Below are 26290 nucleotides of genomic sequence, written 5' to 3'. Positions count from 1 at the left end.
CCCGCCGTCGTCGGGGGATGAGAAGGTGGGCCCGTGGCTTACGTCGACTGGGAGTTCGCGAAGACGACGGGCCGGGCGCTCGTCCCGGCCGGGCCGGTCGTGTCGCCGGCCGAGGCACGGGCGGAGGTCGAGGCCATCCGCGCGGCGGCCCGCGGTGCGCGTCAGCCCGTCGCCGAGACGGCGCGGATGCAGACCCCGCCCGAGGCGCCCGAGGCGCTCGTCGTCGACCGCGCGACGTGGATCGGCGTCAACGTCGACTCGATGGCCGCGCTGCTCGAGCCGGCCGTCGAGCACATCGTCGGCTCGCGGGGCGTGACCCCGGGCCCGGCGGCGCAGGCGCTCGGCGGGAAGGTCACCGGCGCCGAGGCCGGCGCGATGCTCGGCTTCATGGCGACCAAGGTGCTCGGCCAGTACGACATCGCCCCGCAGGGCACCCCGGCGCTCCTCCTCGTCGCCCCGAACATCATGGCCGTCGCCCGCGACCTCGGCGTCGACCCGGCCGACTTCCGCCGGTGGGTCTGCATGCACGAGGAGACCCACCGGGTGCAGTTCACCGCGACGCCGTGGCTGCGCGACCACCTCGTCGACCAGGCGCGCACCCTCGCCGTCGACCTCGCGCCCGACCAGGAGCGGCTCCAGGAGATCGCCTCCCGGGTCACCGAGCGGCTCCCGGACCTCTTCGCGGAGGGCAGCACCGGCATCACCGAGCTCTTCGTCACCCCCGAGCAGCGCGAGCAGCTCGCCCGGCTCACCGCCGTCATGTCCCTCCTCGAGGGGCACGCCGACGTCGTCATGGACGACGTCGGGCCGGCGCACATCCCGTCCGTCGAGGACATCCGCCGGAAGTTCACCCAACGGCGCAAGGGCGCCGGCGCCCCGGACCGGCTGCTGCGCCGGCTCCTCGGGCTCGAGGCGAAGATGCGGCAGTACCGCGACGGCGCGGAGTTCGTCCGCGGTGTCCAGGCAGAGGTCGGGGTCGACGGGTTCAACGCCGTCTGGACCTCGCCCGACACCCTGCCGCAGCCGCGGGAGATCGCGGACCCGAAGGCCTGGGTCCGCCGCGTCCACGCCTGAGCCGATGACCCGGGCCTGGGGCCGACCGCACCCGGCGGTGGCCGCGGTGCGCTCCGCCGTCCGCACGGTCCTCGCGGAGTGCGACCCCGGCGACCTCGTCCTCGTCGCGTGCAGCGGAGGCGCGGACTCGACCGCGCTCGCCGACGCCGCGCGGTTCGAGGGGGAGAGGGCCGGGCTGCGTGTCGGGGCCGTCGTCGTCGACCACGGGCTCGGGGACGGCTCGGCAGCCGTGGCCACGAGGGTCGGGGAGCGGCTGCGCGCGCTGGCGCTCGAGCCGGTGCTCGTCGCGCGGGTCGAGGTCGTCGACACCGGCGACGGGCTGGAGTCGGCCGCCCGGCACGTCCGCTACGCCGCGCTCGACGAGGCGGCCGACCGCGACGGTGCCCGCCTCGTCCTGCTGGGCCACACCCGCGACGACCAGGCCGAGCAGGTGCTCCTCGGGCTCGTCCGGGGGAGCGGCGCCCGCTCCCTCGCGGGGATGCCCGCGGCCCGCGGCCGCTACCGGCGCCCGCTGCTGGACCTCGCCCGCGAGCAGACCCGGGCCGCCTGCCGCGCCGAGGGCCTCGAGGTGTGGGAGGACCCGATGAACGAGGACCCCACGTTCGCCCGCGTCCGGGTGCGCCGGGCGCTCGCCGATCTCGAGACCGACCTCGGGCCGGGCCTGTCCACGGCGCTGGCCCGCAGCGCCGCCCTGCTCCGGGTGGACGCCGACCACCTCGACGCCGAGGCCGACGCGGCGGCCGCGCCGCTGGGGGCGGGGCCGTGGCCGGTCGCCGCGCTCGTCGTGCTGCCGCCCGCCGTGCGCACCCGGGTCTGGCGACGGCTGCTCGTCGCCGCCGGCGCCCCCGCCGGCCGGGTGTCCGCGCGGCACGTCGACGCGTGCGACCGCCTCGTGACGCAGTGGCGCGGTCAGGGCCCCGTCCACGTCCCCGGGGACCTGCGGGTCGCCCGGAGAGGCGGGCGGGTGTCGGCCACCCCACCGCCTCCGGTTGAATAGCCCCGACCCCCGCCCGCCCCACCCAGGAGCCGCAGTGGACGCCGCCCACATGGGAGCCGACCTCGAACGAGTCCTCATCACCGAGGACGAGATCCTCGAGAAGCTCGACGAGCTGGCCGCGCACATCACCGAGCACTACGAGGGCAAGGACCTGCTGCTCGTCGGCGTCCTCAAGGGGGCGGTCATGGTGATGGCCGACCTCATGCGCGCGCTGCCGACGAGCGTGCCGGTCGACTGGATGGCCGTGTCGTCCTACGGCTCCGGCACCAAGAGCAGCGGTGTCGTGCGGATCCTCAAGGACCTCGACGCCGACATCACCGACCGGCACGTGCTCATCGTCGAGGACATCATCGACTCCGGGCTCACGCTGTCCTGGATCAAGTCCAACCTCGAGTCGCGCAGCCCCGCGTCGGTCGACATCTGCACGCTCCTGCGCAAGCCGGACGCCGCGAAGGTCGACGTCGACGTCCAGTGGGTCGGCTTCGACATCCCCAACGAGTTCGTCGTCGGCTACGGCCTCGACTACGCCGAGGCCTACCGGGGCCTGCGGGTGGTCGGCACCCTGGCCCCGCACGTCTACAGCTGAGCGCGCCGACCGGCGGGACCGCCTCGACCGTCCGGACCTGCGTCCACCGCAGGAACACGGGCGGGGACGGGCTCGTTGCTAGCGTGTACCGGTCCGGGCAGGCGAGGTCGCCCGGTCACCACCCGAACGAGCAGGAGGGTCGGGGCACGCGCTCCGCAGCCACATGAACGCCAAACGTCTCTTCCGGGCACCGATCTTCTGGGTGCTCACCGCACTCGTTCTCGTGCTGCTCGTCTTCACGGTCGGCAACAACGACGGCTACACGACCATCCGCACCTCGCAGGCCGAACAGCTCATCGCCGACGGGGCGGTCGAGCAGGCGGAGATGACGACGGACAACGTCATCACCCTCGACCTGCGCGACGACCAGTCCTTCAGCGACGAGGACGCGAACATCAGCGACGCCACCCAGGTGCGCGCGGAGTACGTCGACGCCCGCGCCGACCGCCTCGTCGAGGCCCTCGACGAGAACCTGCCGGACGGGTACAACGACCGGCGCGAGGGCGACAGTGCGTTCTGGACGATCTTCATCAGCTTCTTCCCGGTGCTGCTGCTCGTCGGTCTCTTCTGGTTCCTGATGACCCAGGCGCAGGGCGGCGGCTCGCGCGTCATGCAGTTCGGCAAGTCCAAGGCCAAGCTCGCGAGCAAGGACATGCCGAAGGTCACGTTCAGCGACGTCGCCGGAGCGGACGAGGCCACCGAGGAGCTGCACGAGATCGTCGACTTCCTCCGCGAGCCGGCGAAGTTCCTCGCCGTCGGCGCGAAGATCCCCAAGGGCGTCCTGCTCTACGGCCAGCCCGGTACCGGCAAGACCCTCCTCGCCCGGGCCGTCGCCGGTGAGGCGGGCGTGCCCTTCTACTCGATCTCCGGCTCGGACTTCGTCGAGATGTTCGTCGGTGTCGGCGCCTCCCGCGTCCGCGACCTCTTCGAGCAGGCCAAGGCCAACGCCCCCGCCATCGTCTTCGTCGACGAGATCGACGCCGTCGGCCGTCACCGCGGCGCCGGCATGGGCGGCGGCCACGACGAGCGCGAGCAGACCCTCAACCAGCTGCTCGTCGAGATGGACGGCTTCGACGTCAAGACGAACGTCATCCTCATCGCCGCGACGAACCGTCCCGACATCCTCGACCCGGCGCTGCTGCGCCCGGGCCGCTTCGACCGGCAGATCGCCGTCGAGAACCCGGACATGATCGGGCGGCACCGCATCCTCGAGGTGCACGCCCAGGGCAAGCCGATGGCCGCGGGTGTCGACCTGCTCGCCGTCGCCCGACGCACGCCCGGCATGACCGGTGCCGACCTGGCGAACGTCCTCAACGAGGCGGCGCTCCTCACGGCGCGCACCGACAAGAAGCTCATCGACGACGAGGTCCTCGACGAGGCGATCGACCGGGTCATCGCCGGGCCGCAGAAGCGCACCCGCATCATGTCGGCGCAGGAGCGGAAGATCACCGCGTACCACGAGGGCGGGCACGCCCTCGTCGCCGCCGGGATGAACCACACCGACCCCGTGACGAAGGTGACGATCCTGCCCCGTGGGCGGGCCCTCGGCTACACGATGGTCATGCCGACCGACGACAAGTACTCGACGACCCGCAACGAGATCCTCGACCAGCTCGCCTACGCCCTCGGGGGCCGCGTCGCGGAGGAGATCATCTTCCACGACCCGACGACCGGCGCCGCGAACGACATCGAGAAGGCCACGGCGATGGCTCGCAAGATGGTGACCGAGTTCGGGATGAGCGAGCGGGTCGGCGCCATCAAGCTCGGGTCCTCGGGCGGGGAGCCGTTCCTCGGCCGCGACATGGGCCACGAGCGGGACTACTCCGAGCAGGTCGCCTCCGTCGTCGACGAGGAGGTCCGCAGGCTCATCGACTCCGCGCACGACGAGGCGTGGCACGTCGTCAACGACAACCGCACGGTGCTCGACCGGCTCGTCCTCGAGCTGCTCGAGAAGGAGACCCTGAACCAGGCCGAGCTCGCCGAGATCTTCTCCGACGTCGTCAAGCGCCCGCACCGTCCGACGTGGCTGTCGAGCGAGCACCGGACGCTGTCGGACATCCCTCCGGTCCTCACCCCGGCCGAGGAGGCCGCGATGGCCGAGCGCAACGGCTCGGGTGCGCCGAACGGCGCCTCGGTCACCCCGGGCGACCCGGCCACCGAGGCCGCGATCGACCGGCAGGCGCAGGTCGGGGCGAAGACGACGCCGGACGAGAACCCGCCCACCGAGATCGTCGAGGTGCCGGACGGTGGGCGTGTCGACCCCTCCTGAGGACACGACGACGCCCAGCGCCTCGGGGGCGCACCGCATCGACACCGCCCGCGCCGAGGCGGCCGTCCGTGAGCTGCTCCTCGCCGTCGGGGAGGACCCCGACCGTGAGGGCCTGCTCGAGACGCCGGCACGGGTGGCCCGGGCGTGCGCCGAGCTGTACTCCGGCATGGGGCAGAACGCGGCCGACGTGCTGTCGACGACCTTCCCGATCGACCACGACGAGCTGATCCTCGTCCGGGACATCGAGGTCTTCTCGACGTGCGAGCACCACCTGCTCCCCTTCCACGGGGTCGCCCACATCGGGTACATCCCGGCCCAGGACGGACGGGTCACCGGGCTGTCCAAGCTCGCGCGGCTCGTCGACGTCTTCGCCAAGCGCCCGCAGGTGCAGGAGCGGATCACGACCCAGGTCGCGGACGCCCTCGTCGAGCACCTCGACGCCCAGGGCGTCATCGTCGTCCTCGAGGCCGAGCACCTGTGCATGTCGATGCGCGGGGTCCACAAGCCGGGCTCGCGCACCATCACCTCGGCCGTCCGCGGCCAGCTGCGCGACCCGGCCACCCGGGCGGAGGCGATGTCGCTGCTGCTCGGCGGCAAGCGGTGACGCAGGCCCTGCCCCAGGGACGGCCGGGACGACCGGTCGTCATGGGGGTCGTCAACGTCACCCCCGACTCCTTCAGCGACGGCGGCGAGTGGTTCGCCCCCGAGGCCGCGGTGGCCCACGGACGGGACCTGCGAGCCCGCGGCGCCGACGTCCTCGACGTCGGCGGGGAGTCGACCCGACCCGGCGCGGAGCGGCCGAGCGAGGCCGAGGAGCTGCGCCGGGTGCTGCCGGTGGTCGAGGCGCTCGCCGAGGGCGGGCCGGTGTCCGTCGACACGATGCGCGCGGGGGTCGCCGCCGCGGCCCTCGACGCCGGGGCGACGCTCGTCAACGACGTCTCCGCCGGTCTCGCCGACCCCGACATGGTGCCGCTCGTCGCCGACCGCGGTGTGCCGGTGGTCGCGATGCACTGGCGGGGGCACGCGAGCGACATGCAGTCCCGCGCGGTGTACGACGACGTCGTCGCCGAGGTCTGCCGGGCCCTCGGTGAGCGTGTGGACGCGCTCGTCGGCGCCGGGGTGGCCCGGGAGCGGATCGTCCTGGACCCCGGGTTCGGGTTCGCCAAGACCGCGGAGCACAACTGGGAGCTGCTGCGCCGCCTCGACGAGGTCGTGGCGCTCGGGCTGCCGGTGCTCGTCGGGACCTCCCGCAAGACCTTCCTCGGCCGGGTGGGACGGGCCGACGGCGACGAGCGCGCCCCGCTCGAGCGCGACGTCGCGACGGCCGTGACGACGTCGCACGCCGCCCTGCACGGTGCCTGGGGCGTCCGGGTCCACGACGTCGCCGGGGCGGTCGACGCCCTCGACGTCACGGCGGCCCTCGGAGGGCGGGTGTGATGGAGCTCGACGTCATCGAGGTCAAGGGCGTGCGCGCCACCGGCCACCACGGCGTCTTCGACCACGAGAAGCGCGACGGCCAGGAGTTCGTCGTCGACCTGCGCCTCGAGCTCGACCTGTCCCGGGCCGGCCGCACCGACGACCTCGTCGACACCGTCGACTACGGGGCGCTCGCCCAGGGCGTCGTCGCCCGCGTGGAGGGGGAGCCGTACGACCTCATCGAGCGGCTCGCGACCGTCATCGCGCAGGACGTGCTCGGCGACCTGCGGGTCGACGAGGTGGCCGTCACGGTCCACAAGCCGCAGGCGCCCGTCCCGGTGCCGTTCGGTGACGTCGCCGTGACGGTGGTCCGGCGGCGCCCGGCCGTGCCCGTCGTCGTCGCCATCGGGGCCAACCTCGCCCGCGGCGGGACGAGCCCGCAGGAGACGGTCGAGGACGTCGTCGAGGAGCTCGACGGCTTCGGGGTGCTCCAGGTCACCGCGGCCTCGCACATCTTCGAGACCCCACCGGTCGGAGGGCCCGCCGGCCAGCCGACGTACGTCAACGCCGTCGTCGTCGGGACCACGCACGACTCCCCGAACGCGGTCCTCGAGCAGCTGCAGACCCTCGAGCTCCAGTACGACCGGGTCCGCGAGGTGCGCTGGGGGCCGCGCACCCTCGACCTCGACGTCGTCCAGTACGGCGACCCGGTCTTCGACACCGACGTCGTCTCGGACGACCCGGTGCTCACGCTGCCGCACCCCCGCGCCCACGAGCGCGGGTTCGTCCTCGTGCCGTGGCTCGACGCCGACGCCGAGGCGGTCCTGCGGGTCGCCGGCGAGGTCGTGCGGGTCGCCGACCTCGTCCGGCGCGTCGACACCGGCGGGATCGTCCGCCGCGGTCCGTCCCGCCCCGAGGACGAGCGATGATGCGCCACGGCGTGACCGTCCGTGGCCTGCTCGTCGTCGTGGGGGTGCTCCTCGTGCTCGGGTTCCTCGTCGCGACGGTCATCACCCGTGGGGGCAGCCTGCTGCCGGTGCCGCCGTGGCCGGCCGACCTCCTGCTCGTCGTCATGGGCGGCCTCGTCCTCTGGGTCGCCCGCCCGGTCCGGCGGCACCTCGCGAGCGGACGGCGGACCGCGGTCGACGGGCTGCGGGCCGCCCGGACCGTCGTCCTCGCCCAGGCCTCCGCGCTCACCGGGGCGGCGGCGGCCGGCTGGTACCTCGGCCACCTGCTCCAGCTGCTCACCGACCTCGACCTCGTCGCGAACCGGGACCGGTTGCTGCCGTTCGGGGCCGCGGTCCTCGCGTCGGCACTGCTCGCCGTCGCCGGCATGGTCGCGCAGTCGTGGTGCCGCATCGACGAGGACGAGGACGACCCGCGCTTCGACGAGCGGCCGACCGGGCGCTGATCAGCGCAGCCGGACCGGCCTGTCGAGGTCGGTGTTGTCGACGAGCACGTCGGCACGTGCGTCGGGGTCGGCCTCCGCGCGGTAGACCGTGTCGGCGGCGCCGTACCGCTCGACGTGCAGCGTCCGGGCCTCGGCGTACCCCTCGCGACCGGTGTCGCGCCCCACCGCCCGCTCGAGGGCGACGTCGGGGTCGACGACGAGCCGGACGACGACGTCCCACAGGTCGCGCAGCTCCGGGCGCAGGACGAAGACGCCGTCGACGACGAGCACGTCGTCCGGCCCCACCCCCGTGCGGTCCTCGCGGTGGTCGACCTGGGTCAGCGGGTCGATGCCGCAGAGGGCGACGTCGGGTCCGTCGCAGAAGGCGCCGACGAGGCTCATACGGACCCGGTCGAGGTCGGTCGCGGTGCGGTAGTACCCCTCGCCGGACGTGCGGTCGTAGCGGTGGCGCTCGGACCACGGGCGCTTGTGGTCGTCGAGGCACGCGCGCAGCACGGGCCGGCCGTGCCGCTCGAGGGCGAGCCCCAGCTCGTGGGCGAAGGAGGTCTTGCCGGCGCCGGTCGATCCGTCGACGGCGACGACGAGGCGCCCGGGGCGGACGGTGACCTCCGCGGCGAGCGTGTCGAGGAGCGCCGTGCGGGGCGTGGTCCGCTCGGCCGGGACGGGCTGCTGCCACGTCGACGGGGAGAGGCGCACCGGGACTCCTCGCGGCCTACTTGTCGACGTCGCCGACGACGAAGAACATCGACCCGAGCACCGCGACCATGTCGGCGACGACGCAGCCGGGCAGCACCTGCGAGAGGACCTGGACGTTGCCGAACGACGCCGAGCGGAGCTTGAGCCGCCACGGGGTCTTCTCGCCGCGGGAGACGAGGTAGTAGCCGTTGAGCCCGAGCGGGTTCTCGGTCGCGGTGTACCGCTCGCCCTCGGGCACCTTGAGCACCTTCGGCAGCCGCTGGTTCACCGGGCCGGGCGGCAGGGTGCGGAGCCGGTCGAGGCAGGCGTCGGCGAGGTCGAGGCTCACGTGGACCTGCTCGAGGAGCACCTCGAGCCGGGCGAGGCAGTCACCGGCGCTCCGCGTGACGACGCGTCCGGGGCCGCCGGGCGCGAAGAGCTCGCCGTAGGCCAGGTAGGGGTCGTCGCGGCGCAGGTCGAGGTCGAGGCCGCTGGCCCGGGCGATGGGGCCGGACACGCCGTAGGCGAGGCAGGTGTCGCGGTCCAGGACGCCGACGCCGCGGGTGCGGGCCTCGAGGATCTCGTTGCCGACGAGCATCGACTCGAGGTCCGGCAGCCGGCGCCGGACGGCGGCGACGGCCCCGGACACCCGGCCGAGCCAGCCCGCCGGGACGTCCTCCTTGAGGCCGCCGACCCGGTTGAACATGTAGTGCATCCGGCCGCCGGAGGCCTCCTCCATGACCGCCTGGAGGTCCTCGCGCTCGCGGAAGGCGTAGAACATCGGCGTGATCGCCCCGAGCTCCAGCGGGTAGGAGCCGAGGAACATCAGGTGCGACAGGACCCGGTTGAGCTCGGCGAGGAGGGTCCGCAGCCACACCGCCCGCTCCGGCACCTCCATCCCGAGCATCGCCTCGACGCCCATGACGACGCCGAGCTCGGAGGAGAACGCCGACAGCCAGTCGTGCCGGTTCGCGAGCACGGTGATCTGCCGGTAGTCGCGGACCTCGAAGAGCTTCTCGGCGCCGCGGTGCATGTAGCCGACGACGGGCTCGGCGTCGACGATGCGCTCGCCGTCGAGGGTGACCTTGAGCCGCAGGACGCCGTGCGTCGCGGGGTGCTGCGGTCCGATGTTGAGCACCATGTCGGCCGTCGCGAGACCGCCCGCGCCGACCGCGACGTCGAGCGCGCGGGGGCCGGACGCGTCGGTGCTCATCCGCTCAGTCTGCCGCACCCGTCGCGCCGGACCGGGGGAGGCGGGTCAGCGCCCAGCCGAACCCTCCGAGGCCGCGGGGGGCGAGGAGCGAGGCCTCGGCCGAGGACCGGGACAGGGCGCCGAGGTAGCCCAGCGGGTCGGTGCGGGCGAGGGAGTGGTCGGGGACTGTCCCGGTGACGCCGAGGGCGCGCAGGGCCTCCCGCTGGGTGACGACGCGGTCGGTGTCGAGGGTGTCGAGGGCGACGTGCGCGGTGAGGTCGCACGAGCCGTCCGGCACCGGGTCGACGATCCCGCCGTCCCGGTAGGCGGTGAGCGTGCCCGGCAGGGGGCGGGTGACCCGGTCGTGGGCGTAGTCGACGACGAGGACCGTCCCTCTGCGGACGCGGGAGAGCAGGTCGGCGTGCGCCCGGTCCCGGGTCAGCCCGACCTCGACGCGTGCGCCGTCGGGCAGCCCGTCGGCCGGCCAGTGCGCCGCCGCCCAGGCCTCGTCGTCGGGGTCGAGCGGGCCGCCGGGTGCCTCCGCGCCGGTCGCGACGTCGACGTCGACCTCGACGAGGCGGCCGCCCCGGACGGTCGCCACGGTGCACGGCACGACGTCGAGCCACTCGTTCGCGACGACGAGGACGTCGGTGAGGTCCCGCAGCTCCGCCGGGAGGTCGGACCCGCCGGGGGAGACGAGCCACGCGACCCCGCCCGGCAGGCGCTCGGGGCGGGCGACGACGTCGACCCCGGTGAGGTGCAGGTCGGGGCGGGCGGCGTGCAGCGCGGTGAGCAGCTCTCCGCGTCCGGCGCCGACGTCGACGACGTGCCGGGCGCCCTCGCGGTCGGCGAGCCGGCCGAGGGCCTCGGCGAGGACGGCCGCGTGCGGCCCGTGGGTCGAGGTCGTGAAGTGCCCCGCCGGGCCGGACGCCCGACGGTAGAACCCGTCGCTCCCGTAGAGGGCGACCTGCCACGCCAGCCGCCAGGGCAGGAGGTCACCCACCGTCGCCCCCGTCGGGGAGGTGGAAGAGGTCCTCGACGGGCATCCCGAAGAAGCGGCCGAGGGCGAGGGCGAGGGGGAGGGAGGGGTCGTAGCGGCCGGCCTCGAGGGAGTTGACGGTCTGGCGGGAGACGCCGAGCGCCTCACCGAGGGCCGCCTGCGACAGGCCCCGTTCGCCGCGCAGGCGGCGGATCTCGTTGTCCACGGCTCAGGCCCTCCGGGTCGCGACCTGGATGGCCACACCCCACGTCCCGGCCACGAGGAGGAGGAGCAGGACGACGATCGTGTCGGGCTGGCCGCCCTGCATCGCCGTCTGCGCGACGAAGAGGGCCATGAGCGCGAGGACGGCGACCTGGCCGGTGACGTTGAAGGCCCACGTGGACGCGGCGCTCTCGCGCTCGTCGAAGGGCTGGACGGCGTTGACCCGGCTGCGGTCGGTGCCGCCGCCGCGCAGCGCCTGGCGGTAGGCGACGGCGAGGTAGGCGACCCCGACGAGCAGGAGGGCCGTCCACCACCAGATGCCGACGGCGAGGCACCACACGGCACCGCCGACCATGACGACGAGGAAGAGGCGGTTGAACCAGGTGAGGTGTCGGATGGCGTTCATGGGTCCACCATGACAAGCACGCTTGCCATATGTCAAGCGTGCTTGTCGACAAAGCACCTTGACATGTGAGGGGCGTCCGGCCCGGCCGGTAGCGTGCTCGGTCGTGGAGGGCATGGAGCATCCCGCACGCCTCTCGGTGGGCGTCGTCGGGGCCGGTCGCGTCGGCGCCGTGCTCGGTGCGGCGCTCGCCCGCGCCGGGCACCGGGTCACCGGGGCCTACGCCGTGAGCGACGCCAGCCGCGCCCGTGCGGGCGCCCTGCTGCCCGGGGTGCCCGTCGCCGACGTCCCGACCGTCGTCGCCGGCGCCGAGCTCGTCCTCCTCGCCGTCCCGGACGACGCGCTGCCGCACCTCGTCGGTGGGCTGGCGGCGACGGGGGGCTGGCAGGCCGGTCAGATCGTCGTCCACACGAGCGGGCGGCACGGCGTCGGGGTCCTCGACCCCGTCCGCGAGCACCACGCGATGCCACTCGCCCTGCATCCCGCGATGACGTTCTCCGGCACGGCGATGGACCTCGACCGCCTCGCAGACTGCGCCTTCGGCGTCACCGTGGACGCGGCCGTCCGTCCGGTCGCCGAGGCCCTCGTCCTCGAGATGGGTGGGACCCCGGTGTGGGTCGACGAGACCGACCGGGTCGCGTACCACGCGGCCCTCGCGCACGGCGCCAACCACCTCGTGACCCTCACGGCCGAGGCGCTGGACCTCCTCGGCCGCGCGGGCGTGGACCAGCCACGGCAGGTGCTCGCGCCGCTCCTGCACGCCGCGCTCGACAACGCCCTGCGCGCGGGTGACGCCGCCCTCACCGGCCCGGTCGCCCGCGGCGACGTCGGTACGGTGAGGGACCACCTGGGCGAGCTGGACCGGCTCGCCCCCGAGATCCGGAGGACCTACGTGGCGCTTGCCCGGGCCACCGCGCTGCGTGCCCTCGACGCCGGCCGGCTGCGGGCGACGTCGGCGGAGCCCCTCCTCGACGCCCTCTCCGACCAGGAGCCCGAGTGACGACCACGACCCCCGCGCGGACGGCGCCCGCCGTCGCGCACACCCGCGACGAGCTGTCCGCCGCCCGCGCCGACCTCACCTCCGGCGACGTCGGCGTCGTCATGACGATGGGGGCGCTGCACGAGGGGCACGCCCGGCTCATCGAGCAGGCCAGGGCCCGGCACGCGCACGTCGTCGTGACGATCTTCCTCAACCCGCTCCAGTTCGGCGTCGGCGAGGACCTCTCCCGGTACCCGCGCACGTTCGACGACGACATGCGGATCTGCACCGACGCCGGCGTCGACCTCGTGTTCGCCCCGAGCCCCGACGTCGTCTACCCCGACGGCGACCCGGGCATCCGGGTGTCGTCCGGTGCGCTCGGTGCGATGCTCGAGGGCGCGGCGCGACCGGGTCACTTCGACGGCGTGCTCACCGTCGTCGCCAAGCTCTTCCACCTCACCGGGGCGCGCAGCGCGTACTTCGGGCAGAAGGACGCCCAGCAGCTGCTCCTCATCCGGCGGATGGTCCGCGACCTCGACCTCCCCGTCGAGGTCGTCCCGGTGCCGACGGTCCGCGAGGCCGACGGGCTCGCCCTGAGCAGCCGCAACGCCTACCTCACCGACTCCGACCGTGAGACGGCCCTGTGCCTGAGCCGCGCGCTGCAGGCCGGCGCGGACGCCGCGACCTACGGGCCGTCGGCCGTGCGGCGGGCCGCCCGGGAGGTGCTCGTCGGGGAGCCGCTCGCGCTCGTCGACTACCTCGTCCTCGTCCACCCGACGACCCTCGAGGACGTCCCCGAGTGGTACCGCGGGGAGGCCCTGCTCGCGGTGGCGGCGAAGGTCGGGACGACGCGGCTCATCGACAACACCCCGCTGCGCGTCGGACCGGGCGGCGGACGCCTCGACGTCTTCTCGGAGGACCCGCACGGGAAGGACGCCCCGTGACGCCCGACGACGGGACGGCCGGGCCCGTGCTGCCCCGCCGCCTCGCGGCCGGCGACCCCGGCTGGACGACGGAGGCCGACGTCGTCGTCGTGGGGTCCGGCATCGCCGGGCTGACGTGCGCGCTCCGGCTGCGCGAGCGCGTCGACCGGGTGCTCCTCGTGACCAAGACCGTCCTGTCGGCCGGCTCGACGCGCTGGGCGCAGGGCGGGATCGCCGCGGCGCTCGCTCCCGAGGACACCCCGCAGGAGCACCTCGAGGACACCCTCGTCGCCGGGGTCGGGCTGTGCGACGTCGAGGCGGTGCGGGCCCTCGTCACCGAGGGACCGGACCGGGTCCGCGAGCTCGTCGGGCTCGGGGCGCACTTCGACCTCGACGCCGACGGCGAGATCAAGCTGACCCGTGAGGGCGGTCACCACCGGGACCGGATCGCGCACGCCGGTGGGGACGCGACCGGGGCGGAGATCTCGCGGGCCCTCATCGCCGCCCTCCAGCGGGTGCTGGACGACCCGGGGATCGAGGTCGTCGAGCACGCCCTCGTCGTCGACCTGCTCACCGCGGACGACGGCGCCGTCTGCGGGGTGACGCTGCACGTCATCGGGGAGGGGCAGAAGGACGGGGTGGGGGCGGCCCACGCCCGCGCCGTCGTCCTCGCGACCGGCGGTCTCGGCCAGATCTACACCTCGACGACGAACCCGCCGGTCGCGACCGGGGACGGCATGGCGGCCGCGCTGCGGGCCGGCGCGCGGGTGACCGACCTCGAGTTCGTCCAGTTCCACCCGACGGTCCTCTACCTCGGGGAGGGCTCGACGGGACAGCAACCGCTCATCTCCGAGGCCGTGCGGGGCGAGGGTGCCGTCCTCGTCGACGACACCGGCGCCCGCATCATGGAGGGCCGTCACGAGCTGGCCGACCTCGCGCCGCGGGACGTCGTCGCCCGCGGGATCCTCGACGTCATGGACGCCCGCGGGCTCGAGCACGTGTGGCTCGACGCCCGGCACCTCGGGGCGGCGTTCCTCGAGGAGCGCTTCCCGTCGATCGTCGCGCGCTGCCGGGAGCTCGGCGTCGACCCCGTGACGGACCTGCTGCCGGTCGCCCCGGCCCAGCACTACGCGTCCGGGGGCGTCGAGACCGACCTGCGGGGCCGGTCGACGGTCGACGGCCTCTACGCGTGCGGCGAGGTGTCCTGCACCGGGGTCCACGGCGCCAACCGGCTCGCCTCCAACTCGCTGCTCGAGGGCCTCGTCTTCGCGCACCGGATCGCCGACGACGTCGCGGAGCGGCTCGCCGCGGGCGAGCTGCCGCGGCGGGTGCCCGCGGCCGCCACCGACGTGCCGTACGACCTGCTCGACGCCGGGCACCGGATCACCGTCCAGCGGTCGATGACCCGGGGGTGCGGGGCGCTGCGCACGGCAGCCTCCACCGCGCGCGCGGCGTCCGACCTCGCCGGGCTCGCGGCGCTGCCGCCGAGCGCGGCGGCCCCCGGGCCGATGACGTGGGAGACCACGAACCTGCTCCACCTCGGGCAGACCCTCGCGCTCCTCGCCCATCGCCGGGAGGAGACCCGCGGCGGGCACGTGAGGCGCGACCACCCCGACCACGACGACGACCGGTGGCTCGTCCACCAGGGCGTCTCCCGCGGCGCCGACGGCCGGCTCCTCGTCACCGAGCGGGCGCTCGAGGCCCCGACGGGAGCGATGTCATGACCGACCGGTGGGCGGGTCCGGGCGCCGGCCTCGGCTTCCCCGAGGACGAGGCCCGGATCGTCGTCGAGCGCGCGCTCGACGAGGACCTCGGCACCTCCGACGGCGGCGCCGGACGCGACGTCACGACGCTCGCGACCATCCCCGCCGACCAGCGCGGTGTCGCGCACCTCGTCGCACGGCAGGACGGGGTCCTCGCGGGCCTGCCGGTCGTCGGGCTCGTCCTCGACGCCGTCGACCGGCGGCTGGGGACCGGCGCGGCCGCCGTCGAGACGCACCGCGCGGACGGCGAGCGGTTCGCGCGCGGGGACCGCCTGGCAACGGTGCGGGGACCGGCGCGGACCCTCCTCGTCGCGGAGCGGACGGTCCTCAACGTCCTCTCGCGGACCAGCGGGGTCGCGACCCACACCCGCCGGTGGGCCGACGCCCTGGAGGGGACCGGCGCGACGGTGCTCGACACGCGCAAGACGACGCCCGGGCTGCGCGCGCTCGAGAAGTACGCCGTGCGCTGCGGCGGCGGCACGAACAAGCGGATGGGCCTGCACGACGTCGCGATGGTCAAGGACAACCACAAGCTCGCCGCCGGCGGGTTGACCGCCGCCTACGACGCCGTCCGGGCCGCGTACCCCGACGTCGAGGTGCAGGTCGAGGTGACGACGACGGCCGAGGCGCTGGAGTCGGTCGCGGCGGGGGCGCGCTTCCTCCTGTGCGACAACATGTCGCCGGACCTGCTTCGCGAGACGGTGGCGGCCGTGCGGGCCACCGGCGAGGCGGTCGAGATCGAGGGGACCGGCGGGCTGACGCTCGACGTCGTGCGGGAGTACGGGGAGACCGGGGTCGACCACCTCTCCGTCGGGGCGCTCACGCACTCGTCCCCGATCGTCGACATCGCGCTCGACCTCGACGTCACCGGCGGCTGACCGGCCCGCGGCGTCAGTCGTCCGCGACCCACTGCCGGACGGCGACGCAGACCGTCGTGCTGTCGAGGAGGGCGAACTCGACCGCGCCCCACGGGCGGCGGCGCGGGCTCGGTAGGTTCGGGTGGAGCAGGTCCGGTCGGCGGGCGGAGACGTCGTCGAAGACCGCCTGCACGTCGTCGGTCTGGAGGCCGAGCTCCGGCCGTTCGGAGTGCCGGGCAGCGTGGGCGTCGTCGACGAGCTGGATCTTGGCGCCGTCGCGCTCGAGGACGGTCATCGCCCCGTCGGCATGGACGACCCGCATCCCGAGCCCGTCCCGGAACAGGTCGAGCCCGACCGCGACGTCGGAGTAGGACACCGTGGCGACGAAGCGGGTGAGCACCTCCCCATGGTGCCGCCGCCGATGCCGCCCGGGAATGGACCTAGGGTCGTCGGTATGCGCCACGAGCTGCCGTTCCAGCACGGTCCGGAGTCCGGACGGGTCACGGGGAGGGCCGGCTACCGGCTCATGACGGCGTCGGTCGTGCCCCGCCCCATCGCCTGGGTGAGCAGCCGGTCGGCCGAGGGGGTCGACAACCTCGCGCCGCACTCGTTCTTCACCGTCGCGAGCACCGACCCGGCGATGCTGTCCTTCACCTCCGTCGGGCGCAAGGACACCCTGACCAACATCGAGGCGACGGAGGAGTTCGTCGTCAACGTCACCCCGGAGCCGCTGTTCGAGGTCGTCAACGCGACGTCGGCCGACTACCCGCCGGAGCTCGGGGAGTTCGACGCCGAGGGGGTCGAGCGGGAGACCTCGCTCGTCGTCGCGCCGCCCAGGGTGGCCGCGTCGCCGGTCGCGTTCGAGTGCCGGCTGCACGAGGTGCGGCCGACGGGCAACTGCTTCGTCGTCGTCGGGCTCGTCGTCCACGCGGCGGTGTCGTCGGACGTGGCGGCGTCGGCGGACATGCAGGGCCGGCCGCACGTCGACGTCCGCGGGCTCGACCCGTTGTCCCGGCTCGGAGCCGACGAGTGGGGCCGGCTCGGCGAGGTCCGCTCGATCGAGCGGCCGCGGTACGAGGGCTGAGCGCCGTGGCGACCCCCGACTTCATCCTCCGGCTGCGCGAGCGCGTCGGGCACGACCTGCTGTGGCTGCCCGGGATGACCGCCGTCGTGCTCGACGAGGACCGGGTGCTGCTCGTGCGCCGGTCCGACACGGGGGAGTGGACCCCCGTCACGGGCATCTGCGACCCGGGGGAGCACCCGGCGACGACGGCGGTCCGCGAGTGCCTCGAGGAGACGCGGGTCGAGTGCGCGGTCGACCTGCTCGCCCGGGTCGACGTCACGCCGGTCGTCGAGTACCCGAACGGCGACCGGACGCAGTACGTCGACCACGTCTTCCGGTGCCGGTACGTCGCGGGCGAGGCCCGGGTGGGCGACGAGGAGTCGGTCGAGGTCGGGTGGTTCGGGCTCGACGCACTGCCGCCGATGGCCGAGCGGCACCTCGAGCGGGTGCGCACGGTGGTCGCGCACGAGGGGCCGACCCGGCTGGGCTGACCGCCACGCCGGGGTGTGGGTCGCGGGGCGCCGTGGGGTGCCGTCACGGCTGCCGGGTGCCACGATGCTGCGGTGAGCGCGGAGGGAACGGAGGCCACGGAGGGCACGGTGAGCACCGAGGGGATCGACCTGCGGCTGGTCGTCGACGATGCCGATCACCGGGTGCTGGCGCGCCTGTGGCAGCTGCTCCGGCACGATCTGGCGACCGTGGTCCGGGGCCTGCCGTACGCCGACGGCCGGTACTCGACGAGGGGCCTGCCCACGGGTGAGGACGCCGATGTCGCCGCGTACCTCGCCCTGCAGCCGCACCCGGCCACCGGCGAGGCGGCGCCCGTCGGGTTCGTCGTCCTCGACGGCCTCGTGGCCGGCCCCATCCACATCGTCGCGGCCTGGGTGTCCCCGGTCGTGCGCGGCGGCGGGCTCGGTGGGCGGATGGTCACGGCGGCGCTCGCGCGGCACCCGGGGCCGTGGACGGTCGCGTGGCAGCACGACAACACGGCGGCGGCGTGGTTCTGGCGACGGCTGGCCGACGACCTGCCCGGGGTCGCCGGGTGGCGGGAGGAACGGGTGCCGGTGCCGAAGCCGGGAGCGCCCGACGACCACCGGATCGTGCCGAGCGCCGACGGTCCTGGGTCGAAGGGCGCTGTCGGTGCAGGGCTCTAGGCTCGGGGCATCGAGAGCAGGGGGCTGCGATGGGGGACCGGATCGGGCCGCGGGAGGTGACCGCGGCCGCGCGTGGGGCCACGCGGGTGCTCGGTGCCGCCGCGGGGCCGAGCGAGACCGTGGGGTCGCGGGCCGAGTGGGTCGAGGCGCTCGAGGCGCTGCAGGCCCTGGTGGACACGGCGCAGGCGGCCCAGGACGTCGCAACGGTCCGGTTGGCGGCGATCGAGCCGGAGACCCTCGAGTCGGGTGAGGAGATCGAGACCCATCGGGCCCCCGGTCACGTCGCCCTCGACGCCCCCGCGCTCGTGTCCGGGGCTCTCGTCGTCACCCAGGTCGAGGCGGAGCGCCGGGTCCGGGCGGCCGTGCGGCTCGCGGCGGACGGACCGGAGGGGACGGACACCGCCACGGGGCTCGCCGGGCTGCACCTCGCGATGGCGTCGGGTCGGCTCGATCCGTACCGCGCGGGGGTCGTCGCCACCGAGCTCGAGGAGTGCCCTGCCGAGGTCGCGGCGACGGTCGTCACGGGGCTGGAGGAGTACCTGGGCGTCGAGGACGGTCCACGACTGCGCCGTCGGGTGCGCCGGATGCTGGCGCGCATCTCGCCCGACCTGCTGCGGCAGCGCGCGGTCCGGGCACGGTCGGAGTCCCGCCTGGAGCGTTGGGCCGGCGAGCCGGGCGTCGACACGTGGCACGGGACGTTCCCCTCCGAGGAGGCCCTGGTGGCGTGGGCGGCGATCGACGACCTCGCGCAGCGGTACGTCGCCGACGGGACCTGCTCGCGGGTCGACCGGGCCCGGGCCAAGGCACTCACCGACCTCGTCACCGGTGCGGCCACGGTCGACGTCGACGTCCGGCTCACCGTGCCGGCCGAGGCAGGTGCTTCGCCGGGCGCCTGCCCCGCGGACGCCGCCTCCGACCTCGTCGAGGTCGGGGGTGCACGGCCGGCGGAGCCGATGCTCGTCCCGCGGGGCTGGCTCGGGTCGCCGGCGCACGGCGCAGGGTCGTGCGCCGATGCCCCTCCGGCGTCCCGCGGGGAGGGCGGCGGCCCTCCCCGCGGGATCCGGGACCCGGAGTCCTCGAAGAACCTCGTGTGCGACCCGGGGTCCGGAGGCGTCGTCGATCCTCGGGACGATCTGCGGAGCTCCGGCTACCGGCTGGGACGGCGGCTCGCGCGGCTGGTCCGGGACCGGGACGGCCGGTGCCGCTTCCCCGGGTGCCACGTCGCCGCACGCTTCTGCGACCTCGACCACGTCCTGCCCTGGCCCGCAGGCGTGACGTCGGCCGCCAACCTCGTCTGCCTGTGCCGTCGACACCACCGGGTCAAGCAGAGACCTGGCTGGCGGGTGGTCCTCGCGCCGGACGGGACGGCCCGGTGGACCGACCCGACCGGCCGGACGCGGATGACCGCACCCCTCGACCGGCTCGATCCGGTCGTCCTGCCGGACCTCGGGACCGACCCGGCGAGCGAGGCCGGTGCCCCGGACGGCGGCGGCGACCTCTTCAGCCCGGTCGAGTACGCGCTCGAGCACCTCCTGGTCCCCTCGCGTCAGGGCCCTCGACGGAGCCGGGCGGCACCGGCTGCGCCCGGTGACGGGTGTCGGGTCGACGTCCACGTGCTGAGAGGGCCTTCCCGGCTGGTGGACCTGCCACGCCACCGTCCACGAGCCGGCCGGCCGCCACCTCGACCGGACGTCCCACCTTTTTGATCGTCGACCTGCCCGTGGACCCGCCAGCGGGCCGGTCCTCGGCGCTCACCAGGCGAACCGCGCGTGCACGACGAGTCGGTCGCGTGGACCCGCGGTCGCGTCGGTGCAGACCCGCCGCGGGACCGGCAGGGACGGCCGGCATCGTGGCTCGTCGAGGTCCAGCTCGCTCGTGAGATCGGTGGCGGGCCGGTCACCGGTATCGAGGACCAGCTCGCGCCAGCAGCCGCCCGAGCCGCAGTCGACGCTCCGCTCGAGGACCGTGGCACCCGCCGGCAAGGCGGGAAGGGCGGACGGGTTCGGCACGGCGGCCTCATCGATCGCGGCCCAGAGGAGCCAGCCCAGGTTCACCGCGGCCACCGCGAGAACGGTCGCCACCGCCCGACGGAGCAGACTGCCGCGGCCGGGGCCACGGCGGTCCCTGCCGGACCGAGGTTGCCCCATCCGACGACCGTACCCCCGCCGGGGAGCGACGGCGCCACCCGAGCAGACCGGTGGTCGCGGTGGTGGCTGTCGGTGGGAAAGGCCGGGCGCGGTGGTGGCTGGCCGGTGGGAGGGTCGGGCGCAGTGACGGCTCGGCACGGAGAACCGGACGTCGTGGCCGCTCTCCGTGAGGCGTGCCGACGCTTGCGTGGTCTCGCCCGGTCAGGCGCGGCGCCAGCGGAAGGCGACGGCGTAGTCGACCTCGAGCCCTTCGTGCCCGGCGAGGGCGGCGTCGGCAGCAGCGGGCGGCAGCTCGATCCGCACGACCGCCTCGAGGTCCTCGCGCCGGTCGAAGGTCCACCGGATCGTCAGCGGCTCGGTCGTGAACCCCCGCCGGTCCCAGAACCGCTGCACGGCCACGGGGTCGTAGGCCGGGTAGGCGCGGCTGAACCACGCGCCGAAGGTCGAGCGCGTCGCGTCGTTGTCGACGAGGCACACGACCCCGCCCGGCCGCAGGACACGGGACACCTCGTCGAGCCCGGGCTCGCACCCGGGGCCGAAGAAGTAGGCCCAGCGGGCGTGGACGACGTCGACCGACGCGTCGGCGAACGGGAGCGCCTCCGCTCCCGCCGCGACGACCCGGGCGCGCGACCCCCGCGCGCGGAGCCGGTTCCTGGCCCGCCGCACGAGCGGCAGGTGCGGCTCGACCCCGACGACGCGTGCCCCGCGGTCGGCGAACCGGGGCAGGTGGAAGCCCGACCCGCAGCCGACGTCCACGAGGTCGGCGCCGCGCAGCACGCGCAGCGCCGCGATCCGGCCGTCGATGACCCCGGCCCGGTCGGACGCGAGGTTCTCCAGCTCGTACACCTCGGGGCTGTCCCAGATGTTGGGGCTGCGGATCACGTCGGTGGCCGCGGTTCAGTCCACCGGGTGGGCGGGCTCGTTCGCGCCGTCCGGAAGGGCGCTCGACCCGCGGCGGCGCTTCACCTTCTCCCGCCGCCCCCCGACGGTCCCGGCCTCGGCCGTCGCTGGGTGCACGAGCAGCGGCAGCACCTTGCGGGAGCCCGCGGCCCGCGCCTGCCGCACCGTGCTCAGGTGCGCCTCGCAGCGCAGGACGAGCTCGTCGTAGCCGGCCTGCCCCATGAGCTCGACGAGCTCGGCGCGGCTCCCGCGGTAGACGGGCTCACGGCCGACGTGCGCCTCGGGGTTCGACGAGCAGTACCAGTCGAGGTCGTGGCCACCGGGACCCCACCCCCGCCGGTCGTACTCGGCGATCGTCACCTCGAGGTAGGACGTGTCGTCCGGCAGCTCTACGGTCCGGTAGGTACGGCGCAGCGGCAGCTGCCAGCAGACGTCCGGCTTCACCGCGTGCGGCGAGGTCCCCGTGAGCACGGCGTGCTGGTGCAGCGCGCACCCGGCCCCCGCCGGGAAGCCGGGCCGGTTGAGGAAGATGCACGCCCCGTCGACGACCTTCGTCTTGCGGGCGCCGTCCTCCTTCTCGGTCCACGCGGAGAGACGCGACGGGTCCTTGTCGCCGCGCTTGCCGTGACCGGGGTGGTGCTCCCACTCGTCCTCGCCGAGCTCGGCGACGACCGCGCGGACCCGCTCGACGTCGTCGTCGTCGGTGAAATGCGCTCCGAGGGTGCAGCACCCGTCGTCCGGTCGGTCGGCGTAGATCCCCCGGCAGCCGGCGCCGAAGATGCACGTCCAGCTCGAGGTGAGGAAGGTCAGGTCGACCCGGAACCGCTGGCCCGGCTCGGCCGGGTCGGCGAACTCGGCCCAGGTCCGCGGGATGTCGAGGGGCGCTTCGGGCACGGCCCCACCCTATGCACCGGACCCGTCGGGACCCCGGGGGCACACGCCGCACGGCTACGGTGGGCCCATGCGCCTCGGGGTCATCGACGTCGGATCGAACACGGTCCACCTCCTCGTCGTCGACGCCCACCCGGGCGCCCAGCCGCTGCCGGCGAGCAAGCACAAGATCGAGCTGCGGCTGTCCGAGCACGTCACCGACGACGGTCGCATCGCCGACGAGGGCCGCGACCGGCTCGCCCAGTTCGTCGCCGAGTGCCTCGAGGTCGCCGAGGACCAGGGCGTGGAGAACCTGCGCGGTTTCGTCACGAGCGCGGTGCGCGAGGCGCCGAACGGGACCGACGTCCTCGCCCACGTCGCGCAGCGCACCGGTGTCTCCCTCGACGTCCTCACCGGCGAGGAGGAGGCCCGTCTCACCTTCCTCGCCGTCCGGCGCTGGTTCGGCTGGTCCGCCGGCACCCTCCTCGTCGCCGACATCGGCGGCGGGTCCCTCGAGCTCGCGATGGGCATGGACGAGGAGCCGGACGTCGCCGTCTCGATGCCCCTCGGCGCCGGCCGCGTCACCCGCGACCACCTGCCCGGCGACCCGCCGGCGCTCGACGACGTCCGCGAGATGCGCCGGCACGTCCGCGCCACGATCGCCAAGGAGCTGCGCCCCCTCGCCAAGGCCGGCACCCCGGACCGCGCCGTCGGCACGTCGAAGACGATGCGCTCGCTCGCCCGGATCTGCGGTGCCGCGCCGAGCTCGGAGGGGATGTACGCCGAGCGCCTCCTCCCGCGCGAGACGCTCGCGGAGAAGCTGCCGGAGCTCGCCGCGATGACCGCCGCCGAGCGGGCCGACCTCCCGGGGGTGTCGCGGGCCCGCGCCCGGCAGATGCTCGCCGGGGCCGTCGTCGCCGAGGCGACGATGGACCTGCTCGGCCTCGACCGCCTCGAGATCTGCCCGTGGGCGCTCCGGGAGGGCATCCTCCTGCGGCACCTCGACCGGATGCAGTGAGCACCGGAGGTCCCCGCCGACGCCCCCGCCCGGACGCCCCGGCCCCCCGGGTCGGTCTGTCGACCGCGTCGGTGTACCCCGAAGGCGTCGCGGCGGCCTTCTCGACGGCGGCCCGGCTCGGCTACGACGGCGTCGAGGTCATGGTCTGGACCGACCCGATGACCCAGGAGGCCGGGGCGCTGCGCCGGCTCGCCGAGCACGACGGGGTCGCGGTCCTCTCCATCCACGCCCCGACCCTCCTCGTCACCCAGCGGGTCTGGGGCCGCGACCCGTGGGGCAAGGTCGACCGCTCGATCGACCTCGCCCACGACGTCGGCGCCGACACCGTCGTCCTCCACCCGCCCTTCCGATGGCAGCGGGAGTACGCCCGGGGCTTCGCCGACGGGGTCGCCGTCCGCGAGCACGACAGCGGCATCCGTCTCGCTGTCGAGAACATGTACCCCTGGCGCGGGCCCCGTGGCAGGGAGGTCGAGGCCTACCTGCCGCACTGGGACCCGGTGCAGCAGCCCTTCGACCACGTCACGCTCGACCTGTCGCACGCCGCGACGGGTGGCTCGGACGCCCTCGACATGGTGCAGCGGCTCGGGCCGCGGCTGGCCCACCTGCACCTCGCCGACGGCTCCGGCTCGGCCCGGGACGAGCACCTCGTGCCCGGACGGGGCAGCCAGCCCTGCGGCCCGGTCCTCGAGCGGCTCGCCGCCGACGGGTACGCCGGCTCGGTCGTCGTCGAGGTGACGACCCGCAAGCGGGACGAGACCCGGCGCGAGCTCGACCTCGCCGAGTCGCTCGCCTTCGCGCGGCTCCACCTCGCCGCGCCGAGGGCCTGACCGGCCTCCGCGCGGGCCCTGACACCGGGCCCGCGTGGTGGGACAGTGGCGGGGTGAGCAGTCCCGCCACGTCCGACGCCGTCGTCGTCGACCACCTCCGGGTCCTCCGGGGCGGCCGCGAGGTGCTGCCCGACCTCGACCTGCGGGTCCCCGCGGGCCAGGTCGTCGGCCTCCTCGGGCCCAGCGGTGGCGGCAAGTCCACCCTCATGCGCGCGGTCGTCGGCGTCCAGGTGACCGACGGCGGCTCGGTCACGGTCCTCGGGGAGCCCGCCGGCTCGCCGGTCCTGCGTCACCGGGTCGGCTACCTCACGCAGGCGCCGAGCGTCTACGGGGACCTCACGGTCCGTGACAACGTCCGGTACTTCGGGCGGGTCCTCGGGCGTACGGGCGCGGAGGCCGACGCGGCGATCGAGGCGGTCGCGCTCGCCGACCACGCCGGCACCCGCGTCGACCGGCTCTCCGGCGGCCAGCGCTCCCGGGCGAGCCTCGCCTGCGTCCTCGTCGGCGACCCCGAGGTCCTCGTCCTCGACGAGCCCACCGTCGGGCTCGACCCCGTCCTGCGCCGCGACCTCTGGGACGTCTTCCGGGGCCTGGCCGCCCGCGGCCGCACCGTCCTCGTCTCGAGCCACGTCATGGACGAGGCCGTCCGCTGCGACCGGCTCGTCCTGCTCCGCGCGGGACGCGTCCTCAGCGACTCCACCCTCCCGGACCTGCTGGACCGCACCGGCGCGGAGGACGCCGAGCACGCCTTCCTCGCCCTCGTCGACGAGGCCGACTCCCGGGAGCCGTCGTGAACCCACGGATCACCCTGGCGACCGCGGGCCGGGTGCTGCGCCAGCTGCGGGCCGACCACCGCACCGTCGCGCTCATCGTCGTCGTCCCGTGCGTCCTGCTCGGCCTCCTCGCCTGGGTCTACGCCGACGCCCCCGGCGGGGTCTTCGACCGGATCGGCCCGGCACTCCTCGGGGTCTTCCCGTTCGTCGTCATGTTCCTCGTGACGAGCATCGCGACGCTGCGCGAGCGCACGTCCGGCACCCTCGAGCGGCTCCTCACGAGCCCGATGGGCAAGGGCGACCTCATGCTCGGGTACGCCCTGGCCTTCGGGGTCGTCGCCGTCCTCCAGGCCGTCGTCGCCACCGCCTTCGCCGTCCTCGTCGCGGGCCTCGACATCGCCGGGCCGCTGTGGCTGCTCGTCGTCATCGCCCTCGTCGACGCGGTGCTCGGCACCGCCCTGGGGCTGCTCGCGAGCGGCTTCGCGCGGACCGAGTTCCAGGCCGTGCAGTTCATGCCCGCCTTCGTCCTGCCGCAGTTCCTCCTCTGCGGTCTCATCCTGCCCCGCGACGCCCTGCCGGGGCCGCTGGAGGCCGTCTCCGACGTCCTGCCCCTCTCCTACGCCGTCGACGCGATGCAGGACGTGGGGGCGAGGGCCGACCCGCTCGGCGACGTCCTGCCGAGCCTCGGCGTCATCGCCGTCTGGATCGTCGTCGCGCTCGTCCTCGGCAGCCTCACCCTGCGCCGTCGAACCCCGTGACGCGGCCCTCGTGCCGGGTGGGACGTTGCGGATAGCCTGACGGACGTGGACGCCTCAGACCTGCTCCGTGGAGCCCTCCTGCAGATCTCCGAGTCCGACACCGTGCGGTCGGCCGTCGTCGCCGCACCGGTCAGCCGGGCCGTCGTGAACCGGTACGTCGCGGGGGAGGAGGTCGACGAGGCGGTGGCGACGACCGCCCGGCTGCGCACGACGAACCGGCTCGTGACGATCGACCATCTCGGCGAGGACGTCACCGACCGCGCCCAGGCGGAGCGCACGCGCGACACCTACGTCACCCTCCTCGACGCGCTCGCGGAGGACGACCTCGCCCGGTTCGGCGCCGCCGAGGTGAGCGTCAAGCTCAGCGCGGTGGGCCAGTCGATCCCCGGCGACGGCGACGCCGTCGCGCTCGAGAACGCCCGCGCCGTCTGCGAGGCCGCCGAGCGGGTCGGGACGACCGTGACCCTCGACATGGAGGACCACACGACGACCGACCGGACCCTGGAGACGCTCCGGGCGCTGCGTCAGGACTTCCCGTGGGTCGGCGCCGTCCTCCAGACCTACCTGCACCGTACCGAGTCCGACTGCCGCGACCTCGCCCACGAGGGCAGCCGGGTCCGGCTGTGCAAGGGCGCCTACAAGGAGCCGGAGTCGGTCGCCTTCCAGGACGGCGAGGACGTCGACCTGTCCTACGTCCGCTGTCTCAAGGTGCTCATGGCGGGCGAGGGCTACCCGATGGTCGCGACCCACGACCCGCGCCTGGTCGAGATCGCCCGCGCGCTCGCCGGGCACCACGGCCGCAGCCCGGACTCCTACGAGTTCCAGATGCTCCTCGGCGTCCGCGACCTCGAGCAGAAGCGGATCGCCGACCGCGGTCACCAGATGCGCGTCTACGTCCCGTTCGGCGACGACTGGTACGGCTACCTCGTCCGTCGGCTCGCCGAGCGCCCCGCGAACATCCGCTTCTTCCTCCGCTCCCTCGCGTCCAACGGGTGACGACCCCGGCCGCGCACCCGCTGCGGCGCTAGGGTCGG

30 protein-coding genes are annotated in these 26290 nt (G+C 74.8%); 21 read left to right on the top strand and 9 right to left on the bottom strand.

Annotation, left to right across the window (positions count from 1 at the left end):
* The first annotated feature begins 33 nt into the window (after nucleotides 1–33).
* The 8 genes from KC207_RS08590 (at nucleotide 34) to KC207_RS08555 (ending at nucleotide 7753) form a co-directional block, all read left to right on the top strand.
* A complete protein-coding gene (locus KC207_RS08590; RefSeq protein ID WP_211602603.1) occupies nucleotides 34–1074 on the top strand; it encodes an Rv3626c family coenzyme F420 biosynthesis-associated protein in 1041 nt (346 codons plus the stop codon).
* Nucleotides 1075–1078: 4 nt separating this feature from the next.
* Nucleotides 1079–2071, top strand: a complete 993-nt coding sequence (gene tilS / locus KC207_RS08585) for a tRNA lysidine(34) synthetase TilS (protein ID WP_211602602.1) — start codon at nucleotides 1079–1081, stop codon at nucleotides 2069–2071.
* A 34-nt stretch (nucleotides 2072–2105) separates the two neighbouring features.
* Complete coding sequence (hpt, locus tag KC207_RS08580; protein WP_211602601.1) at nucleotides 2106–2657, top strand: hypoxanthine phosphoribosyltransferase; 552 nt, start codon at nucleotides 2106–2108, stop codon at nucleotides 2655–2657.
* 163 nt (nucleotides 2658–2820) lie between these two features.
* Nucleotides 2821–4926, top strand: a complete 2106-nt coding sequence (ftsH, locus tag KC207_RS08575; RefSeq protein WP_211602600.1) for an ATP-dependent zinc metalloprotease FtsH — start codon at nucleotides 2821–2823, stop codon at nucleotides 4924–4926.
* Nucleotides 4910–5530, top strand: a complete 621-nt coding sequence (gene folE, locus KC207_RS08570; protein ID WP_211602599.1) for a GTP cyclohydrolase I FolE — start codon at nucleotides 4910–4912, stop codon at nucleotides 5528–5530. Before ftsH ends, folE begins: the two co-directional genes overlap by 17 nt.
* 41 nt (nucleotides 5531–5571) lie before the next feature.
* Entirely contained in the window at nucleotides 5572–6363 is a 792-nt protein-coding gene (gene folP / locus KC207_RS08565) for a dihydropteroate synthase (RefSeq protein ID WP_211602656.1), read from the top strand.
* Nucleotides 6363–7271: a dihydroneopterin aldolase gene (folB, locus tag KC207_RS08560; RefSeq protein ID WP_211602598.1), complete on the top strand. Its 909-nt coding sequence runs from the start codon at nucleotides 6363–6365 to the stop codon at nucleotides 7269–7271. Before folP ends, folB begins: the two co-directional genes overlap by 1 nt.
* Nucleotides 7268–7753 (top strand): DUF3180 domain-containing protein, encoded by a 486-nt coding sequence (locus KC207_RS08555; protein ID WP_211602597.1) that lies wholly within the window; start codon nucleotides 7268–7270, stop codon nucleotides 7751–7753. Before folB ends, KC207_RS08555 begins: the two co-directional genes overlap by 4 nt.
* On the opposite strand, the gene KC207_RS08550 is transcribed toward KC207_RS08555, so the two are convergent.
* The 5 genes from KC207_RS08550 to KC207_RS08530 are packed head-to-tail and all read right to left on the bottom strand — an operon-like array spanning nucleotide 7754 to nucleotide 11227.
* On the bottom strand, nucleotides 7754–8449 hold the full coding sequence (locus KC207_RS08550) for a nucleoside/nucleotide kinase family protein (RefSeq protein ID WP_211602596.1): 696 nt from the start codon (nucleotides 8447–8449) through the stop codon (nucleotides 7754–7756).
* A 16-nt stretch (nucleotides 8450–8465) separates the two neighbouring features.
* Nucleotides 8466–9641 (bottom strand): NADH-quinone oxidoreductase subunit D, encoded by a 1176-nt coding sequence (locus tag KC207_RS08545; RefSeq protein ID WP_211602595.1) that lies wholly within the window; start codon nucleotides 9639–9641, stop codon nucleotides 8466–8468.
* Nucleotides 9642–9645: 4 nt separating this feature from the next.
* Nucleotides 9646–10623: an SAM-dependent methyltransferase gene (locus tag KC207_RS08540; RefSeq protein WP_211602594.1), complete on the bottom strand. Its 978-nt coding sequence runs from the start codon at nucleotides 10621–10623 to the stop codon at nucleotides 9646–9648.
* Complete coding sequence (locus KC207_RS08535; RefSeq protein WP_211602593.1) at nucleotides 10616–10825, bottom strand: helix-turn-helix transcriptional regulator; 210 nt, start codon at nucleotides 10823–10825, stop codon at nucleotides 10616–10618. The genes KC207_RS08540 and KC207_RS08535 overlap by 8 nt, the downstream gene beginning before the upstream one ends.
* A 3-nt stretch (nucleotides 10826–10828) precedes the next feature.
* Complete coding sequence (locus tag KC207_RS08530) at nucleotides 10829–11227, bottom strand: hypothetical protein (protein WP_211602592.1); 399 nt, start codon at nucleotides 11225–11227, stop codon at nucleotides 10829–10831.
* A 112-nt stretch (nucleotides 11228–11339) separates the two neighbouring features.
* Here KC207_RS08530 and KC207_RS08525 point away from each other — a divergent pair, with 112 nt between their 5' ends.
* From KC207_RS08525 to nadC, 4 genes are read left to right on the top strand one after another with little or no spacing between them, the layout of a single operon-like run.
* On the top strand, nucleotides 11340–12224 hold the full coding sequence (locus KC207_RS08525) for a Rossmann-like and DUF2520 domain-containing protein (protein ID WP_211602655.1): 885 nt from the start codon (nucleotides 11340–11342) through the stop codon (nucleotides 12222–12224).
* Complete coding sequence (gene panC / locus KC207_RS08520) at nucleotides 12221–13147, top strand: pantoate--beta-alanine ligase (RefSeq protein WP_211602591.1); 927 nt, start codon at nucleotides 12221–12223, stop codon at nucleotides 13145–13147. The genes KC207_RS08525 and panC overlap by 4 nt, the downstream gene beginning before the upstream one ends.
* Nucleotides 13144–14850 (top strand): L-aspartate oxidase, encoded by a 1707-nt coding sequence (locus KC207_RS08515; protein ID WP_211602590.1) that lies wholly within the window; start codon nucleotides 13144–13146, stop codon nucleotides 14848–14850. The genes panC and KC207_RS08515 overlap by 4 nt, the downstream gene beginning before the upstream one ends.
* Nucleotides 14847–15767 carry a carboxylating nicotinate-nucleotide diphosphorylase gene (nadC, locus tag KC207_RS08510; RefSeq protein WP_211602589.1) on the top strand — a complete coding sequence of 307 codons (921 nt, stop codon included), beginning with the start codon at nucleotides 14847–14849 and terminating at the stop codon, nucleotides 15765–15767. The genes KC207_RS08515 and nadC overlap by 4 nt, the downstream gene beginning before the upstream one ends.
* Nucleotides 15768–15780: 13 nt before the next feature.
* Here nadC and KC207_RS08505 read toward each other — a convergent pair whose 3' ends face one another.
* Nucleotides 15781–16146: a VOC family protein gene (locus KC207_RS08505; protein WP_211602588.1), complete on the bottom strand. Its 366-nt coding sequence runs from the start codon at nucleotides 16144–16146 to the stop codon at nucleotides 15781–15783.
* Nucleotides 16147–16200: 54 nt separating this feature from the next.
* Here KC207_RS08505 and KC207_RS08500 point away from each other — a divergent pair, with 54 nt between their 5' ends.
* The 4 genes from KC207_RS08500 to KC207_RS08485 all read left to right on the top strand — a co-directional run bounded on the left by KC207_RS08500 (nucleotide 16201) and on the right by KC207_RS08485 (nucleotide 19669).
* Entirely contained in the window at nucleotides 16201–16830 is a 630-nt protein-coding gene (locus KC207_RS08500) for a flavin reductase family protein (RefSeq protein WP_211602587.1), read from the top strand.
* Nucleotides 16831–16835: 5 nt separating this feature from the next.
* Complete coding sequence (locus tag KC207_RS08495; protein WP_211602586.1) at nucleotides 16836–17300, top strand: NUDIX hydrolase; 465 nt, start codon at nucleotides 16836–16838, stop codon at nucleotides 17298–17300.
* 72 nt (nucleotides 17301–17372) lie between these two features.
* Nucleotides 17373–17963: a hypothetical protein gene (locus KC207_RS08490; RefSeq protein WP_211602585.1), complete on the top strand. Its 591-nt coding sequence runs from the start codon at nucleotides 17373–17375 to the stop codon at nucleotides 17961–17963.
* A 29-nt stretch (nucleotides 17964–17992) separates the two neighbouring features.
* Nucleotides 17993–19669 carry an HNH endonuclease signature motif containing protein gene (locus KC207_RS08485; RefSeq protein WP_211602584.1) on the top strand — a complete coding sequence of 559 codons (1677 nt, stop codon included), beginning with the start codon at nucleotides 17993–17995 and terminating at the stop codon, nucleotides 19667–19669.
* Between the two features lie 45 nt (nucleotides 19670–19714).
* On the opposite strand, the gene KC207_RS08480 is transcribed toward KC207_RS08485, so the two are convergent.
* The 3 genes from KC207_RS08480 to KC207_RS08470 form a co-directional block, all read right to left on the bottom strand.
* Complete coding sequence (locus KC207_RS08480; protein WP_211602583.1) at nucleotides 19715–20026, bottom strand: hypothetical protein; 312 nt, start codon at nucleotides 20024–20026, stop codon at nucleotides 19715–19717.
* Between the two features lie 285 nt (nucleotides 20027–20311).
* A complete protein-coding gene (locus KC207_RS08475; RefSeq protein ID WP_211602582.1) occupies nucleotides 20312–20992 on the bottom strand; it encodes a class I SAM-dependent methyltransferase in 681 nt (226 codons plus the stop codon).
* A gap of 15 nt (nucleotides 20993–21007) precedes the next feature.
* Nucleotides 21008–21904 (bottom strand): DUF3109 family protein, encoded by an 897-nt coding sequence (locus KC207_RS08470; RefSeq protein WP_249138647.1) that lies wholly within the window; start codon nucleotides 21902–21904, stop codon nucleotides 21008–21010.
* A 67-nt stretch (nucleotides 21905–21971) separates the two neighbouring features.
* Between KC207_RS08470 and KC207_RS08465 the strand changes: the two genes are divergently transcribed.
* The 5 genes from KC207_RS08465 (at nucleotide 21972) to KC207_RS08445 (ending at nucleotide 26252) form a co-directional block, all read left to right on the top strand.
* Complete coding sequence (locus KC207_RS08465) at nucleotides 21972–22898, top strand: Ppx/GppA family phosphatase (RefSeq protein WP_211602581.1); 927 nt, start codon at nucleotides 21972–21974, stop codon at nucleotides 22896–22898.
* 71 nt (nucleotides 22899–22969) lie between these two features.
* Nucleotides 22970–23725: a sugar phosphate isomerase/epimerase family protein gene (locus KC207_RS08460; RefSeq protein ID WP_211602580.1), complete on the top strand. Its 756-nt coding sequence runs from the start codon at nucleotides 22970–22972 to the stop codon at nucleotides 23723–23725.
* A 53-nt stretch (nucleotides 23726–23778) separates the two neighbouring features.
* Entirely contained in the window at nucleotides 23779–24519 is a 741-nt protein-coding gene (locus KC207_RS08455) for an ABC transporter ATP-binding protein (RefSeq protein WP_211602579.1), read from the top strand.
* A complete protein-coding gene (locus tag KC207_RS08450; protein WP_211602578.1) occupies nucleotides 24516–25256 on the top strand; it encodes an ABC transporter permease in 741 nt (246 codons plus the stop codon). The genes KC207_RS08455 and KC207_RS08450 overlap by 4 nt, the downstream gene beginning before the upstream one ends.
* Before the next feature lie 45 nt (nucleotides 25257–25301).
* Nucleotides 25302–26252, top strand: a complete 951-nt coding sequence (locus tag KC207_RS08445; protein WP_211602577.1) for a proline dehydrogenase family protein — start codon at nucleotides 25302–25304, stop codon at nucleotides 26250–26252.
* Nucleotides 26253–26290 lie beyond the last annotated feature (38 nt).

The sequence above is a fragment of the Phycicoccus avicenniae genome (assembly GCF_018139485.1).
Lineage (GTDB): Bacteria > Actinomycetota > Actinomycetes > Actinomycetales > Dermatophilaceae > Phycicoccus > Phycicoccus avicenniae.
Note: the sequence above shows the minus strand (reverse complement) of the source record. Positions and strands in the feature narration are given on the sequence as shown.